The sequence below is a fragment of the Burkholderia sp. MS389 genome, from assembly GCF_016899425.1.
In the GTDB taxonomy this organism is placed as follows: Bacteria; Pseudomonadota; Gammaproteobacteria; order Burkholderiales; family Burkholderiaceae; genus Burkholderia; species Burkholderia sola.
Window position 1 is genome coordinate 2,273,369 of sequence record NZ_CP045995.1, and the last position, 15,326, is coordinate 2,288,694.

Sequence of the window (15,326 nt, forward strand, 5' to 3'; positions counted from 1 at the left end):
CTAACGATCATTGCCTGCCTGATTTCGCATCCATGTCGTACTGGCGCACCTTCCTCGTCGTCGTGTTGCTGGCGCTGAGCCTGCCGATCCAGTCGTTCGCGGCTGTTTCGATGCCGTGCGCGGGCGCTGCCGTGCCGCATGAGGACCAAGCGCTGCACACGATGCCGACCGCGCAGGACGGCCATCACGATCACGCGCGGCATGCGTCGTCATGTGCCGCGTGCGTGTCCTGCTGCTTCGGCTCCGCAATGCCGGGCGCGCTCGAGGCGCCGGCCGCGGCGAGCGTCGGCGTCACGACCGTCGCGCCGCCGCGTTCGGCCGGGGACGTGTCGTTCCTGACCGGCGGCATCGACCGGCCGCCTCGCAGGATGCCCGTCTAGTTCCTGTCCGCGGCCGACCCGCCGCGATCCGCTATTTGCTCCGGCCACCGCATCACGCTGCGCCGGACGACTTACGACGAGACATGTTCATGCGATTGATCATTGCGGCGCTGTGGGGCGCGGCGGCCCTCGTGCCGTCGCTCGCGCCCGCGCAAACCGCGTTTCCCGACCCGGCGGACGCCGCCGCGTCGGTGCCGGACGTCACCGTGACGTCCGCGTTCGATGGCTACCAGCGGTATGAGGACGACGCAGGCCCGGGCTGGAAGCAACTGAACCGGGAGGTGGTGGAGCGACCTGCGAAAGGGCGCACGAGCGGCGGCGCGGCCGGCAACGGCGCCGCCCATTCGACGCACGGAGGGGCCACGCGATGACGACGCTCGCGATATCGCCTCGGATCGGCGCGGCCGCGGTCGTGCTGACGCTCCTCGCGGGCTGCACGACGTTTTCGAAGGACGGCGGGTTCGACGCCGTGTCGTCGGTCGCATCGGAACGCATCGGGAAGGACGCGGTAGTGGTGCGGACCGACGCCGACCGCGAAGCGGTCGACCGGCGGACACGGGAATTGCTGGCGAAACCGCTGTCGATGGGCGACGCGGTGCAGGTCGCGCTGCTGAACAACCGCGGGCTGCAGGCGTCGTACGCGGAACTCGGGCTGTCGGAGGCCGACCTCGTGCAGGCCGGCCGGCTGCCGAACCCGCGCTTCGCGTTCAGCCGCACGCGTGCCGGCGACGGCGAGCTGACGCTCGGCCGCACGTTCTCGGCGAACGTGTTCGCGCTGCTGACGATGCCGCTCGCGACGAAGATCGAACGCCGCCGCTTCGAGCAGACCAAGCTCGAAACGGCCGACGCGATGCTGAAGGTCGCGGCCGATGCGCGCCGCGCCTACGTGGAAGCGGTCGCCGCCGAGCAGGCCGCGAACTATGCGCAGCAGGTGCGCGACGCCGCGAGCGCGGCCGCCGAACTCGCGCTGCGCATGCGGCAGGCCGGCAACTTCAGCCGGCTCGACTACGCACGCGAGCAGGCGTTTCATGCCGATGCGGTCGCCCAGTACGCGAAGGCGCGCCAGCAGGCCGTCGCCGCCCGCGAGAAGCTCACGCGCGCGATGGGGCTGTGGGGCGAACGCACGCGATACGCGCTACCCGAACGCTTGCCGGATTTACCGAAGGCGCGCCCGGACCTGCCGGATCTCGAACGCTTCGCGATGAGCAACCGCCTCGACATCCAGGCGGCGAAGCTGCAGACGCAGGGCGTCGCGTCGTCGCTCGGCCTGAGCAAGGCCACGCGCTTCGTCAACGCGGTCGAACTCGGCTACGTGAATGACTACGAAACCGGCAAGGGCCACGAGCACGGCTACGAGATCAGCGTCGAGATTCCGCTGTTCGACTGGGGCGGAGCGAAGGTCGCGCGCGCCGAGGCGATCTACATGCAGTCCGCGAACCGGCTCGCGAAAACCGCCATCGATGCGCGCTCCGAAGTGCGCGAATCGTACGCGGCTTACGTCACCAGCTACGACGTCGCCACGCACTACCGCGACGAAGTCGTGCCGCTGCGCAAGACGATCTCCGACGAACTGCTGCTGCGCTACAACGGGATGCTCGCGAGCGTGTTCGAGCTGCTGACCGATGCGCGAGAACAGGTCGGCGCGGTCAACGGCTACATCGACGCGCTGAAGGACTACTGGCTCGCGGAAACCGATCTGCAGATGGCGGTCGGCGGCCGGTTGCCGTCGTCGGGTGCTACGCCGCGCGCGACGAACTCCGCCGAATCAGCACCCGAATCCGCTTCGAAGGCCGACGCTGCGCCGCAGCCGGCTTCCCCTCCAGCGGCGCCGCCGGCGCCCGCCACGCAACCGCATCCGGAAGGTCATTGACATGGTGTCCCGTCGACAATTTCTCAGCGGCTCGGGCGCCGCGCTGCTCGGTGCGGCGATGGTCAGCAAGGCCGGCGCCGCGTCGCTGCCCGAAGCGCCCACGATGGCGAAAACCGGCACGCAGCCGCCGCTCGTGCCGCCGAACGGCCGCCCGTACACGCCCGTCGCGACGCTGAACGGCTGGTCGCTGCCGTGGCGGATGAAGAACGGCTGGAAGGAATTCCACCTGACGGCCGAGCCCGTCGTGCGCGAGATGGCGCCCGGCATGAACGCGAACCTGTGGGGCTACAACGGCCAGTCGCCGGGCCCGACGATCGAGGCCGTCGAAGGCGACAAGGTCCGGATCTTCGTGACCAACCGGCTGCCCGAGCACACGACGATCCACTGGCACGGGCTGCGGCTGCCGAACGGGATGGACGGCGTCGGCGGCCTCACGCAGCCGCACATTCCGCCCGGCAAGACCTTCGTCTACGAGTTCCAGCTCGAAGCGCACGGCACGTTCATGTATCACCCGCACGCCGACGAGATGGTACAGATGGCGATGGGGATGATGGGCATGTTCATCGTGCATCCGAAGGATCGCGGCACGATGCCGGTCGATCGCGATTTCGTGTTCCTGCTCGCCGCGTACGACATCGACCCGGGCAGCTACACGCCGCGCGTGAACGAGATGACCGATTTCAACATGTGGACCTTCAACTCGCGCGTGTTTCCGGGCATCGATCCGCTGCCGGTGCGCGCCGGCGACCGCGTCCGGATTCGTTTCGGCAACCTGACGATGACGAATCACCCGATCCACCTGCACGGCTACAGCTTCGAGGTCGCGGGCACCGACGGCGGCTGGATTCCGCCGGCCGCGCGCTGGCCCGAAGTGACGGCCGATGTCGCGGTCGGCCAGATGCGCGCGATCGAGTTCACCGCCGATCGTCCGGGCGACTGGGCGTTCCATTGCCACAAGTCGCATCACACGATGAATGCGATGGGCCACCAGGTGCCGAACCTGATCGGCGTGCCGCAGAAGGATCTCGCGAAGCGGATCGGCAAGCTCGTGCCCGACTACATGGCGATGGGCAGCACGGGCGGCGCGATGGGCGGCATGGAGATGCCGCTGCCCGACAACACGCTGCCGATGATGACCGGCACGGGCCCGTTCGGGCCGCTGGAGATGGGCGGCATGTTCACGGTGCTCAAGGTGCGGCAGGGGCTCGGCCGCAACGACTATCGCGATCCGGGCTGGTTCCGGCATCCGAAGGGCACGGTCGCGCACGAATACACCGGCGAATTGCCGGACGGCTGAAGCAGCACGCGGCGGCCGCACCGATGCGGCCGTCGATTTCCATTCACTCACACGGGAGTCGACACGATGAAGAAAGGACTGGTTCTGATGTCGACGGGGTGCGCGCTGGCGTTCTCGGCCGCGTCGTACGCGGTCGGCGACATGGCCGGCATGGACATGAGCGGCGGCGCGAAGCAGGGCGCCGCGGCGGCGCAGCGCATGTCGCACGGCGAGATTCGCAAGATCGACATGGCCGCCGGCAAGCTGACGATCAAGCACGGTCCGCTGGAGAACCTCGGGATGGATGCGATGACGATGGTGTTCAAGGTCAAGGACCCGGCGATGCTGTCGCAGGTCAAGGTGGGCGATACGATCGACTTCGTCGCCGAGGACGTGAACGGCGCGCTGACCGTCGTCGAACTGAAGAAGCCGTGATGCGGAGCGCGAACATGACCAGCACGATTTCCGGAGGGCTCGCCGCGTTCGCCGCGGCGGCCGCCCTCTTCGCGATGGCACCGGCCGCGGCTTCGGCCCACGGCAAGCTCGAAGGCGCGGTGCCAGCGGCCGGCGGCACGGTCGACGCGGCGCCCGATACGGTGCGGCTCACGTTCAACGAAGATCTCGAACCGGCGTTCAGCTCGGTGAAGGTGTCCGACGCGAGCGGCAACGCCGTCACGCAGGACAAGGCGAAGGTCGATGCGTCGAATCCGCGCGTGATGACCGTCGCGATACCGAAGCTTGCGGCCGGCGCATACACGGTGCAGTGGGTGGCGATGACGGCCGATGCGCATCGCACGAAGGGCACGTATACGTTCCGGGTGAAGGGATGAACGACGGCATCGTCGGCCTGCTGCGGCTCGTGTCAGTGGCGATCCAGAACGCCGGGTTCGCGGTCGTCGTCGGCGCGTTGCTCGGCCGGCACTGGCTCGCGCGCGGCGCATCGGTGTGGCAACACGATGTCGGGCGGCGACTCGTCGCGACGCTGCGCAGCGCGTCCGTCGTATCGCTGCTCGCGAGCGTCACCGCGTTCTGGGCGCACTGCGCGCTGATGAGCGAAGTGTCGCTGTTCGACGCGGGGCCGGCGGTTTATTCGATGCTCGCGGGCACCGGGTTCGGCCATGCGTGGCTGGCCGGCACCGCATTCATGCTCGTCGTCGTGCTGCTGTCGTTCGTCTCGCATGCGAACGACACGCGGTTTCCGTTCGCGATGGTGGCCGCGCTCGCCGGTGTCGCGCTCGCTCGCAGCAACGGCGGGCATCCGGTGGACGCCGGGCCGTTCAGCGTCCCCGTGTGGGCCGACTGGCTGCATCTGCTGGCGATCAGCGCGTGGGTCGGGCTCGTGCTCGTGACGGCGTTCGGCGTGATGCCGCGGCTCGTCCGCATGCCGGCGAGCGAACGCGCGACGGGCGCATCGTTCGTGCAGTCGCTGTCCGATGCGTCCACTTACGCGCTGGTCGTACTGTTCGCGACCGGCACGTACAACGGCTGGCGCGGTGTCGATACGCCCGCCAACCTGTTCGCGTCGACGTACGGGCAGATCCTGCTGCTGAAGCTCGTGCTCGTGCTGATTGCCGCGATGCTCGGCGGACACAACCGGTTCTTCGGGATGCCGAAGCTGCTCGCCGCGTTGCAGGACCCGGCCGTCGCGATGCCGGCCGGCGCGTTGAAGCGGTTCGGCACGGTGCTGCGCGTCGAGGCGGTCGTGCTCGGCGGCGTGCTGATGGTGGCGGCCGTGCTCGTGTCGAGCGCGTTGCCGGGGACGGTCTAGCGCGGCGTTTTTTCGGCGGAGGATTCGCGGCATGAGCGACGCGCGGCAGTACGACGCATGGCGATCACGGCATGATGACGACAATTACATCGGCCTGTCTGCCGATTACCAAAAACTGTCACCGAGCGCCGCTAAGCTTTCGCCACCCTCACAACCGGGATTCCCGCCATGCGTTCGACAATCCGCCTGTTTGCCCCGCTATTGCTGCTCCCGACGCTCGCCGCGCCGGTATTTGCCGCCACTGCCGCGCCCGTCAGCGCGAACTGCGGCGGCAGCACGACGCCGATCGCCGATATCCAGGGCCCGGGCGCGCCGTCGCCGCTCGCCGGTCAGAACACGTCGATCGAAGCCGTCGTCACTGCCGATTTCGGCGGCACGGACGGCTTCGGCGGCTTCTTCGTCCAGCAGGCAGACGCGCAGCGCCGCAACCAGCCGGGCGTGTCCGAAGGCCTGTTCGTCTATGCGCCGAAGGTGCGTGCGAAGGCCGGCGATCTCGTGCACGTGACGGGCAAGGTCGAGGAGAAATACGGGCAGACGCAGCTCACGCTGGCGGGCGCGATCGCGGTGTGCGCGAACGGCCAGACGGTCACGCCCGCGACGCTCACGCTGCCGGTCGACAGCCCGAACGCGTTCGCCGCGTACGAAGGGATGCGCGTGCGCCTGCCGCAGACGCTGAGCGTCACCGACAACTACGAGCTCGGCCGCTACGGCAGCGTGATGCTGAGCAACGGCCGCCTGCGTACGCCGACGAGCGTCGTGGCGCCCGCGCAGGCCCGGACGCAGATCGATGCGAACGCACGCAACCGCCTGATCCTCGACGACGGCTCGAACAAGCAGAACCCCGCGACCGTGCCGTATCCGGCGCCGGGCCTCGCGGCCGCGAACACGCTGCGCGCGGGCTACACCGTGCGCGACGTCGAAGGCGTGCTCGAAGTGCGTTACGGCGCATGGCGCGTACAGCCGATGCCCGGCGCGGCCGTGCCGGCGTTCGACAAGCGCGAGAACCCGCGCACGAACGCACCGGCGCGCGATCCGAAATCGAACCTGCGCGTCGCGTCGTTCAACGTGCTCAACTACTTCAACGGCAACGGTCTCGGCGGCGGCTTCGACGATCCGGACAACCGCGGCGCGAAGACGTTCGAGGAATTCCAGCGCCAGGAAGCGAAGATCGTCAGCGCGCTGAAGGCGATCGATGCCGACGTGATCGGCCTGATGGAAATCCAGAACAACGGCTACGGCGAACTGAGCGCGGTGCGCCAGCTCGCGGCGAAGCTCGGTGCCCAATGGCGCGTGGTCGATCCGGGCACGTCGCGGCTCGGCGGCGACGCGATCTCGGTCGCGATGATCTACGACAGCCGCAAGGTCGAACCGGTCGGCCGCGCGGCGACGCTCGCGATCGACGACAAGAACCGCCAGCCGCTCGCGCAGTCGTTCCGGCTGGTCGGCGGCAACAAGCAGGCGCTGACGGTGGCCGTGAACCACCTGAAGTCGAAGAACTGCCCGGATGCCACGAACGACGATCTCGACCAGGGCGATGGTCAGGGCTGCTGGAATCCGACGCGCACGCGCGCGGCGGCGAAGGTCGCCGACTGGCTGGCCGGCAACCCGACGGGCGTCAAGAGCCAGGGCGTGCTGCTGATCGGCGACTTCAACAGCTACACGTACGAAGACCCGATCCGCGCGCTCGAATCGCGCGGCTACCGCAACCTCGTCGCGCGCTGGATCGGCGCGAATGCGTACAGCTACGTGTACAACGGCGAAGCCGGCTATCTCGACCACGCGCTCGCGACGCTGCCGCTCGCGTCGCACGTGAAGGCCGTGCACGAATGGCACATCAACGCGGACGAGCCGCTCGCGCTGCAGTACACGCTCGCGTACAAGTCGGCCGAGCAGCAGAAGACGTTCTACGCGGCCGATGCGTATCGTTCGTCGGATCACGATCCGGTGCTGATCGATATCGCGCTGCCGGGCGGCGGGAAGTGATCGTGGCGTGAGTCATCGCAACGGGCGACGTGCGGCGATGCCGTACGTCGCCGTGCGCACGGCAAAGCCGTTCGAATGCCGGGTAAATAATTCCTCGAAATATTAATCGAACCGGTATTTTATGGATGACGCAGTGCACACCGGAACTGCAATTGAAGCGTGATCGAAGCGAATCGAATCGCTGAATGGCATATATGTCGCGGCATCGCATTAATCGATCGGCGATAATAAAAATGAAAGAAATGCCCGCTCGATCCGAAGGCCTTGGATGCGCCGCGTCAATACAGGAAAGGCTGCTGCTTTGCGCGAGAAAGGCAAAATACTCGACGCGGCAATGCCGATAACGCGTACCTTGCACGAATAATTCCGTTTTCTTTCAAATTCCAGACACTGTCCGCCCTTCGCATCATTGCGGGAATTTTAATATCCGAATGATCTTTGACAACGCGGCGCGGCACCGCCTATTTTTGTGGTGTCGTAAATTTTAGTCATATAAAAGTTGGCCAAACTGCAGGGGGCGCGTCCGAGCACCATTCTCGCCAGCAGTTTGCTGTGTCTGTATCAAGTTCAGTCTCTGAGAAGTCCCATCCCCAATCGCCGACTGCCGACCGTGCAACGCGAGTGGCGGGTCGGCCTGCGCGTGTCGCAGGCGTTGGCGGCCTTTGTGACGCGGTATCCGAAGCCAAAGGAAAGAGATGAAACCAGACAGGAGCAGTACCGGCAGCCGCCGTGTTCGTCGCGGCCGGCTGGCCGGGCTAGGCGCATTGACCTTCATGACACTGGCGCTCGCGGCGTGCGGCGGCGACGATTCGTCGTCCGTCGGCGCGTCGAGCCTCGCGCAGGCCACCGCGAGCCGGCAGGCCAGCGCGCAGGCGGCCGGTACGCAGGCGCCGGCCGCCAACCAGCCGTACGTCGACCCGGTCGCGTACTCGATGAACGCGACCGACGGCCTCGCGCCGTCGCAGGTGTCCGAGAAGGCGGCCGTCATGCATTACCAGTGGACCGGCGGCGGCAAGACGATCGACTACACGACGACCACCGGCCACCTGACCGCGCAGGACGCTAACGGCAATGCGGAAGCGTCGATGTCGTATGTCGCGTACACCGCGCCCAGCACGAACGGCAAGCCGCGCCCGGTCACGTTCGTCTACAACGGCGGGCCTGGTTCGTCGTCGATCTGGCTGCGGCTCGGCTCGTTCGCGCCGACCCGCGTGGCCACGCCCGACCCGCTGTTCGGCAACAACTGGCCGAACTATCCGCTCGTCGACAATGCGGAGAGCCTGATCGACACCACCGACCTCGTGTTCATCGACCCGCCCGGCACCGGGCTGTCGGAAGCCGTGTTGCCGAACACCAACCAGAAGTACTGGGGTTCCGACGTGGACGTGAACATCATGCGCGACTTCATTCAGCGCTACCTGAACGTCAACGGCCGCGGCACGTCGCCGATCTACCTGTACGGAGAATCGTACGGCACGCCGCGTACCGACATGCTCGCGCTCGCGCTCGAATCGGCCGGCGTGCACCTGACGGGGATCGTGCTGCAGTCGGCGATCCTGAACTACTTCGCGGATGCAGTGGAAGCGGTGGCGATCACGCAGTCGACCGAAGGGCTGCTGCTCGATACCGATACGGTGGCCGGCTATCTGCCCGGCTATGCGGCGGTCGCCGCGTACTTCAACCAGGTGTCGCCGGCGCCGGTGAACCAGGATCTGTACGCACTCCAGACGGAACTGTTCACGACGCTGATCTACAGCCAGTTGCAGAAGTACTCGCAGTCGTGGGTATTGAGCCAGCTCGGCATTCCGGATGCGCTCGGCACGCCGGTGTTCCCGAGCGATGCGACGCTGAGGCTGTGGTCGATCCCGTCGAGTCTCACGCAGCAGGCGCTGCGCGACTACTTCAACGCGAATCCGTTCGGCACGAGCCTCGTGCCCGGCACGACGATCGGCCGGTATGACGGGCGCGTGTCGCTGCCGAATTCCGACCCGCGGCTGCAGAACGACGGCGATCCGTCCGACATCCTGATCTCGCAGCCGTTCACGAACGCGCTCGCGACGCAGATGCCGGACTACCTCGGCTATACGGCCCCGAACGCGACGTACCTGCCGCTGAACGACGACATCATCGGCGTCTGGGACTTCTCGCACGACGGCCAGCCGATGCCGGACACGATCCCCGATCTGCTCGGTGCGCTGCAGCTCAACCCGAAGCTTCGCGTGCTCGCGGAGAACGGCTACCACGATCTCGCGACGCCGTTCTTCAACACCGAGAAGCAGCTCGCGCGGCTGCAGACGGTGAAGGGCCTGCATCCGAAGCTGCAGGTGAATTTCTTCCAGGGCGGTCACATGATCTATCTGGACGACGTCGCCCGTCCGCTGATGAAGCGGGATTTGCAGACGTTCTACAAGGGCGCGCGGATTCCGACGGCGCTGACGCTGCACATGCTGCCGCCGCCGTGGCCGGATGAAAACCCGCCGAGCGTACCGACCGGCAGCGCGCCGGGTGCGACGACGGCGACCACGCTGGCGGCCGCCCCTTGAGCGACGGAGTCCTTATCAAAGGAACCTTCTATTCATCCATTGAATGCGAGCGATCATGTCCCTAATCCAATTGATGCGGCGTATGTCTCCGTTGATCGTGCTCGGCGCCGTGATGAGCACTGCCTACGCGTTGCCGCCGCAGGCGGTGGCGCCGGTGAAGCTGCCGCACGGCGGGCGCGGTGTCGACGGTCCGTTCTTTCCGGCCACGCGGGCGGCGCCGGTGTTGCCGTCGACCGGCGCGACGTTGCAGCAGCAGGCGCAGCAGCGCGTCGACGCGCGGCTCGGCGGCAACACCGTGCTGAGCAACGGCGCGGCCGTGACGAAGGCGCAGGCGCAGAGCAGCGGGCTCGGTTTCGTGTCGAAGCACTTCGACGAGATCGACGCGAAGCACACCGGCCGCGTGACGATGAGCGATGTGCGGCAGTTCATCCGGCAGCGGCAGGTGCAGGTGCAGCAGGAACAGCAGGACGAGTGATGTAGCAGGCAGGGTGGCGGCCGGCGCGGCTTTCCGTCGCGCGGGCCGGCTTCGTGCGTGAACGCAGGGGGGCGGGTGTAGTGGCGGGCGGTTTACGCCGTGCGTCGTTCGGACAGCCGATTCCACAGCATGCCGGAGCGGCTGCCGCTGCGGCAATACGCGAGCACCGGCTTCGGCAGCGTGTCGACCAGTGCGCCGAACGCGTCGACTTCCGCGTCGCCGATGCGATCGCGCTCGACCGGCAGATAGCGCGCATCCATCCCGAGTTCGCGCGCGGCCGCGGCGATTTCCTCGAACGCCGGCTGGTCGTCGCCTTCGCCGTCCGGCCGGTTGCAGATCACCGCACGGAAACCGGCATTGCGGATCGCCTTCAGGTCGGCCGGCGTGATCTGCCGCGACGCGGTGAAGCCGGTCGCCGCCGCCGCCCGACATTGCTCGATCGCCCGCGCGAAACAGGCGACCGCGAAGTCGACGTCCTGTTCCGTCGTGAAACGCCCGAAACTGATGCGCACGGTGCGGCCGGCCGTTTCCGCATCGAGACCGATCGCGGTCAGCACGTGGGACGGCGCGCCGCTGGTCGAATTGCAGGCGGAGGTGGACGACACGGCAAGCGCTTCGCCGAGCATGAACGGGAAAAAGCCCGGCGCATGTACCGTCAGGCTCAGCGTGTGCGGGATGCGGCGGGCCGCGGCTGCGTTCTGCGTGACGTCGCCGAGCGTGGACAGTGCGCTGGTGAGCCGCGCGCCGAGCGCCGCGATCCGTGCGGCTTCGCCGTCGAGTTTGTCGGCGGCGAGTTCGCACGCGACGCCCATACCGACGATCTGATGCGTGGCGAGCGTGCCCGAACGCAGCCCGCGCTCGTGGCCGCCGCCGTGAATCTGCGGTGCGATCCGGCTCGCGATCTCGCGGCGGACGAACAGTGCGCCGATCCCCTTCGGGCCGTACACCTTGTGGGCGGACATCGACATCATGTCGATGCCGAGTGCGCGTACGTCGATCGGCGTCTTGCCGAGCGCCTGCGCGGCGTCGACGTGGAGCAGCGCGCCGGCGGCGTGGACGATGCGGGCGATCGCGCCGATGTCGGTCAGCGTGCCGATCTCATTGTTCACGAGCATCAGCGACACGAGGCCGGTGTCGGGGCCGATCGCGGCCGCCACGGCGTCGGCGGTGATTTCGCCGTTCGCGTCGGGCGTCAGGAAGGTGACCGGCATGCCGTGCTTCGACAGGTTCGCCATCGTGTCGAGAATGGCCTTGTGCTCGAGGCGGCTCGTGATCAGATGGCGCTTGCCGGTCGCGTTTTCCGCATAGCCCTTCAGCGCGAGGTTGTTCGATTCGGTGGCGCCTGACGTCCAGACGATCTCGTCGGCATCCGCGCCGATGAGGGCGGCGACCTGCGCGCGGGCGTGCTCGACCTTGTCTTTCGCGAGCCGGCCGGCGGCGTGCGAGCTGGATGCGGGGTTGCCGAAGATGCCGTCGAAGCCGAGACAGGCCGTCATCGCTTCGATCACGCGGGGATCGGCGGGGGTCGTGGCTGCGTAGTCGAGGTAGTGCAGCGGGGGGGTGTCGCTCATGTCCGTCTCTTGCTGATTGCGTAGTGACGGAAATGATACGGGGGACAGAAGGGAAAAAGGATCCAAAGTTGGCTGAGGATTCAGCTCTAAGTGGAATTAATTTTTCTTTGCATGGGAAGTGGGGGGATTAGTTTCTCCACCGGTTCGCTGGCCGGAATCGTCGCGATTACGTCGCCCCATCGAGGCCGGGTTGGGTCGATAACCGGTGCGCATCCCGTACCCATGCCAGCAGCGCCTGCTCGTACCTCGACGGAATCGTGACCGTGAGCGTCGTGAGGCGGGCGGCGTTGCATGGCAGATCGAGATAGCGTCGCCAGGCTTTTCGCACAAGTTGCGACATCGCGGAGTGCGTCATGCCGAGTTCGGCGGCCAGCGCCCGTTGTGATCGGCCCTTCACGAAAATCTCGTGCAAGGCCCACTGGTTCAGCGGCTTGATCCGCGTATCCTGCATCCGCAACAGCCGAAACTGTTCGTCGGTCATGCGTCGGGGCGTCGGCATTCAGACCCGCCCCGAATGTTGAAGCGACGAGATCAATTCCGCGCCGCACGAAGTCTTGTGGCCGTCGAACGCGGCGGCCCCGCCTTCGATGTCGAAGGCCGGGTCGCCTTCGGCAATCGTGCAGGCGCCATGAATCGGACACGAGCACGCGTCGCCGATACGAGCGACCGCGCGCCCCATCACCGTGCTTTTTCGGGCGCCGGATTCGACCCGGCCGCCGTGGGTGTGCGTATCTTCTACCCGGATAATTCCCCGCATGGGATTCCGTCCTCCAAATGGTTTGAGGTCTGACGCGGGGATCACGTTCGGACGAAGCGATTTGCCGCGCCGGTGTGCGTCACCATGAATAGCCCTGCATGCCGTAATTTGTGTCGTGTCGGCGGCCCCACCACGGCAGGTAGGCATTGTTGCCGCCGCGTGCGCGGAACCAGTCCTTGTCGGGGTCGATCGTCGTGAGCTTCGACGGTGGCCGGACAACGACCGCGACGGGATGCTCGGGATCGGTCGTGCCGGCGACGAGTGCGTTGCCGCCGAAATGGTTGATCCGGCCGATGGCGAGCGCGACATCTGTCAGTGCGCTGCCGGTTCCCATGTCGCCAAGTAGGGCGGCCGTGTTGAATGTCTGTTTGCGGTGGTCGTATTCGGGGAGGGTTTCGGTCAACGTCTGCGCGAGGGTGGCAAGGCGCGCCGACGATGCGTCGCTGCCTTTACCTGCGTCGTGAACGATGTAGTTGACGCCGGTTGCCGCGATGCCGGCATTGCGCGCCGCTTGCTCGAGGGTCGCCTTCCACGCCTGCACGGCGCGTGTTGTGCCGACCTTCTGCGGAAAATCATGCGTGTTGCCGGTTGCGGCTTTGCCGATCCAGGCGAGCGGTTCGCGCTCGGTATTGAAGGTCGGACCGGCGAGGAAGAGCGTGACAAGGTTCTCGTTGATCTGTGCATCCGTGGGCGGGAAGTTAGGTGCGTCCCAGTTCACTACCCAGACGCTCTTGTCGGGGTTCGCCTGCAAATAGTCCAACGCGTTGTTCAGGGATGTGAATCCGGCGTTCGCGCCGCCTCGCGTGATTTGTACGTCGGGAGGCGTGTCGCGGCTCCACAAAGTCTTGGGTGACGGCGGGCCGATTTCGAAGTATTCGACAATCTCCTTGGTCAGGATAGCTTTGGCATAACCCGGTTCGAGCCTGACGGGTATGGCGAGTTCGACGTGAACTCCGGCGAGTTCGCGCCAGTCTTTTGAATTGTCAGGATTAACTGTGTAGAAGTACTTTGCGTTTGTCGCGTAACGCGTATGCATCAATCCAAGCGCCTCATTGATGTACTTGTGATAAAAACCTTTAAACGTCTCTTCCCCTTCATTGCCATATGCAACACCTGCTACTGATTGCAGCGTTGTGAACGACTTCGGATCGGTTCGTACCATGTCATCGTTCTTGTTCGGTGCGGCGAGTCCTTGGGTCCACAATAATTGCCATTGAGTCGGGTAGTCTTTACGCTCCAATGGATTTAACCAGATTAGCCCAACGACCTGTGCGACGAACGGCTTCACTGCTTCTTCCGCAGAGGATCCCGCATGCGTTACGGGTTCCGTTGCCGGTGCCGCGTGCGCCGGCCGTACCGTGGCCGTGGTGAACAGGAGCACCATGAGTGCCGCCAGGCTGGGCACGACGAAGAATCGTTTCATCCAATCCCCTATTTCCAGTTGTATCGGGTCCGGTTGTTCTACCTGCGCCATCAACGACGCCATGAGTACGGCCGCGATCATCCATGCCGCGACCGCAACGGCGGCACGTCTAGGCCATGTAGCGATCAGTGCCTTCATCAGTTGCTCCGAGAAACCCCGTCCTTCAGGACGGGGAGGAAAGGCGTGCTGTTAACAGGCAGCTTTTCCCACGGGTTAGGATCACCGGCATGATTCTTGTCTACCGCTACCGGGTGAAATCGCTCAACGGACTGCTTAACAAGCAGAGCCGTGCGGTGAACTACGTCTGGAACTTCTGCAACGACACGCAGAAGCACGCGCTCAAGTGGAACAAGAAGTGGCCGACCGGTTTCGACTTGAATGTGCTCACGACCGGCAGCAGCAAGGCGCTCGGCATCCACTCCGGCACGATCAACGCGACGTGCGAGCAATACGCGAAGTCGCGCAGTCAGCACCGTCGCCCGTACCTGCGTTATCGCGGCAGGAAGTCGCTGGGCTGGGTGCCGCTGAAGGGCCGCGACCTGAAGCGCGAGGGCGACGCGTTTCGCTTTGCCGGCAACACGTTTCGCGTGTTCAACAGCTGGCCGCTTCCCGAAGGCAAGATCAAGGACGGGACGAACTTTGCGCAGGATGCACGCGGTAATTGGTTCTTGAACATCGTGATCGAGATGCCCGATGTGCAGGCTCGTCCGATCCGTTCCGGTGTCGGCATCGATCTCGGCCTGAAAGACTTCGCCACACTTTCGACCGGCGAGAAGCTGCCAAATGACCGGTTCGGCAGGCGCGCGGTGGATAAGCTGGGGAAAGCTCAGCGGGCGCGAAAGCACAAACGACATATCGCGAAGCTGCACGCCAAGGTGGCGAACGCCCGTGCCGATTTCCAGCACAAGCTCGCGCTCGATCTGGTGCGGCGCTTCGATTACATCGCGGTCGGCAACGTGTCGGCCGCAAAACTCGCCAGAACCAGGATGGCGAAGAGCGTCTACGACGCGTCCTGGTCGTCCTTCCGGAACAAGCTCCGCTATAAAGCGATCGCGCACGGGGCCACGTTCGAGGAAGTCGACGAAAGCGGTTCGACCCAGTCCTGTTCGTCGTGCGAGCCGAAAGACAGCACGACGCGGCCGAAAGGTATCGCGGGACTGAGAATAAGAGAGTGGACCTGCAGTGACTGTGGTGCCGAGCATGATCGAGATACCAACGCTGCGTTGAACATTCTCCGATGCGGACGTGCATCGCCAGGTGTGGGAATCCTCTCCCTTTAG

At 65.7% G+C, this 15,326-nt stretch carries 15 protein-coding genes; 11 read left to right on the forward strand and 4 right to left on the reverse strand.

Annotation, left to right across the window (positions count from 1 at the left end; genetic code table 11):
* Positions 1-32 precede the first annotated feature (32 nt).
* The 10 genes from GJG85_RS26575 (at position 33) to GJG85_RS26620 (ending at position 10,295) form a co-directional block, all read left to right on the forward strand.
* A complete protein-coding gene (locus GJG85_RS26575; protein WP_050017680.1) occupies positions 33-380 on the forward strand; it encodes a hypothetical protein in 348 nt (115 codons plus the stop codon).
* A gap of 89 nt (positions 381-469) precedes the next feature.
* Complete coding sequence (locus tag GJG85_RS26580; RefSeq protein ID WP_050017696.1) at positions 470-751, forward strand: hypothetical protein; 282 nt, start codon at positions 470-472, stop codon at positions 749-751.
* On the forward strand, positions 748-2,250 hold the full coding sequence (locus tag GJG85_RS26585; protein WP_089488974.1) for a TolC family protein: 1,503 nt from the start codon (positions 748-750) through the stop codon (positions 2,248-2,250). The genes GJG85_RS26580 and GJG85_RS26585 overlap by 4 nt, the downstream gene beginning before the upstream one ends.
* Position 2,251: 1 nt before the next feature.
* Positions 2,252-3,547, forward strand: coding sequence for a copper oxidase (locus tag GJG85_RS26590; RefSeq protein WP_089488975.1), 1,296 nt, complete (start codon positions 2,252-2,254; stop codon positions 3,545-3,547).
* Positions 3,548-3,613: 66 nt separating this feature from the next.
* On the forward strand, positions 3,614-3,961 hold the full coding sequence (locus GJG85_RS26595) for a copper-binding protein (RefSeq protein WP_204384014.1): 348 nt from the start codon (positions 3,614-3,616) through the stop codon (positions 3,959-3,961).
* 14 nt (positions 3,962-3,975) lie between these two features.
* Positions 3,976-4,356, forward strand: a complete 381-nt coding sequence (gene copC, locus GJG85_RS26600) for a copper homeostasis periplasmic binding protein CopC (protein WP_089489699.1) — start codon at positions 3,976-3,978, stop codon at positions 4,354-4,356.
* The gene (locus GJG85_RS26605) at positions 4,353-5,294 is read left to right on the forward strand and encodes a CopD family protein (RefSeq protein WP_089488977.1); all 942 of its coding nucleotides are present in this window, start codon (positions 4,353-4,355) and stop codon (positions 5,292-5,294) included. The genes copC and GJG85_RS26605 overlap by 4 nt, the downstream gene beginning before the upstream one ends.
* 168 nt (positions 5,295-5,462) lie before the next feature.
* Positions 5,463-7,277, forward strand: coding sequence for an ExeM/NucH family extracellular endonuclease (locus GJG85_RS26610; protein WP_089488978.1), 1,815 nt, complete (start codon positions 5,463-5,465; stop codon positions 7,275-7,277).
* A 695-nt stretch (positions 7,278-7,972) separates the two neighbouring features.
* Complete coding sequence (locus GJG85_RS26615) at positions 7,973-9,820, forward strand: peptidase S10 (RefSeq protein WP_089488979.1); 1,848 nt, start codon at positions 7,973-7,975, stop codon at positions 9,818-9,820.
* Between the two features lie 82 nt (positions 9,821-9,902).
* Positions 9,903-10,295, forward strand: coding sequence for a 2-oxoglutarate dehydrogenase (locus GJG85_RS26620; RefSeq protein WP_239468951.1), 393 nt, complete (start codon positions 9,903-9,905; stop codon positions 10,293-10,295).
* Between the two features lie 92 nt (positions 10,296-10,387).
* On the opposite strand, the gene GJG85_RS26625 is transcribed toward GJG85_RS26620, so the two are convergent.
* The 4 genes from GJG85_RS26625 to GJG85_RS26640 form a co-directional block, all read right to left on the reverse strand.
* Positions 10,388-11,866, reverse strand: a complete 1,479-nt coding sequence (locus tag GJG85_RS26625) for an aminotransferase class V-fold PLP-dependent enzyme (RefSeq protein WP_204384016.1) — start codon at positions 11,864-11,866, stop codon at positions 10,388-10,390.
* Between the two features lie 166 nt (positions 11,867-12,032).
* The gene (locus GJG85_RS26630) at positions 12,033-12,347 is read right to left on the reverse strand and encodes a TrfB-related DNA-binding protein (protein ID WP_050017699.1); all 315 of its coding nucleotides are present in this window, start codon (positions 12,345-12,347) and stop codon (positions 12,033-12,035) included.
* 18 nt (positions 12,348-12,365) lie between these two features.
* A complete protein-coding gene (locus GJG85_RS26635) occupies positions 12,366-12,623 on the reverse strand; it encodes a PAAR domain-containing protein (RefSeq protein ID WP_050017691.1) in 258 nt (85 codons plus the stop codon).
* Positions 12,624-12,702: 79 nt separating this feature from the next.
* Entirely contained in the window at positions 12,703-14,184 is a 1,482-nt protein-coding gene (locus GJG85_RS26640; protein WP_239468952.1) for a virulence factor, read from the reverse strand.
* 89 nt (positions 14,185-14,273) lie between these two features.
* Here GJG85_RS26640 and GJG85_RS26645 point away from each other — a divergent pair, with 89 nt between their 5' ends.
* A complete protein-coding gene (locus tag GJG85_RS26645) occupies positions 14,274-15,326 on the forward strand; it encodes an RNA-guided endonuclease TnpB family protein (protein WP_089488983.1) in 1,053 nt (350 codons plus the stop codon).

Bases quoted from the DNA above. Each gene is read 5' to 3' on its own strand.
- GJG85_RS26605 (WP_089488977.1), top strand. From the start codon at position 4,353: ATGAACGACGGCATCGTCGGCCTGCTGCGGCTCGTGTCAGTGGCGATC.
- GJG85_RS26590 (WP_089488975.1), top strand. From the start codon at position 2,252: ATGGTGTCCCGTCGACAATTTCTCAGCGGCTCGGGCGCCGCGCTGCTC.
- GJG85_RS26620 (WP_239468951.1), top strand. From the start codon at position 9,903: ATGTCTCCGTTGATCGTGCTCGGCGCCGTGATGAGCACTGCCTACGCG.
- GJG85_RS26615 (WP_089488979.1), top strand. From the start codon at position 7,973: ATGAAACCAGACAGGAGCAGTACCGGCAGCCGCCGTGTTCGTCGCGGC.
- GJG85_RS26625 (WP_204384016.1), bottom strand. From the start codon at position 11,866: ATGAGCGACACCCCCCCGCTGCACTACCTCGACTACGCAGCCACGACC.
- GJG85_RS26585 (WP_089488974.1), top strand. From the start codon at position 748: ATGACGACGCTCGCGATATCGCCTCGGATCGGCGCGGCCGCGGTCGTG.
- GJG85_RS26645 (WP_089488983.1), top strand. From the start codon at position 14,274: ATGATTCTTGTCTACCGCTACCGGGTGAAATCGCTCAACGGACTGCTT.
- copC (WP_089489699.1), top strand. From the start codon at position 3,976: ATGACCAGCACGATTTCCGGAGGGCTCGCCGCGTTCGCCGCGGCGGCC.
- GJG85_RS26635 (WP_050017691.1), bottom strand. From the start codon at position 12,623: ATGCGGGGAATTATCCGGGTAGAAGATACGCACACCCACGGCGGCCGG.
- GJG85_RS26640 (WP_239468952.1), bottom strand. From the start codon at position 14,184: ATGAAGGCACTGATCGCTACATGGCCTAGACGTGCCGCCGTTGCGGTC.
- GJG85_RS26595 (WP_204384014.1), top strand. From the start codon at position 3,614: ATGAAGAAAGGACTGGTTCTGATGTCGACGGGGTGCGCGCTGGCGTTC.
- GJG85_RS26575 (WP_050017680.1), top strand. From the start codon at position 33: ATGTCGTACTGGCGCACCTTCCTCGTCGTCGTGTTGCTGGCGCTGAGC.
- GJG85_RS26610 (WP_089488978.1), top strand. From the start codon at position 5,463: ATGCGTTCGACAATCCGCCTGTTTGCCCCGCTATTGCTGCTCCCGACG.
- GJG85_RS26580 (WP_050017696.1), top strand. From the start codon at position 470: ATGCGATTGATCATTGCGGCGCTGTGGGGCGCGGCGGCCCTCGTGCCG.
- GJG85_RS26630 (WP_050017699.1), bottom strand. From the start codon at position 12,347: ATGACCGACGAACAGTTTCGGCTGTTGCGGATGCAGGATACGCGGATC.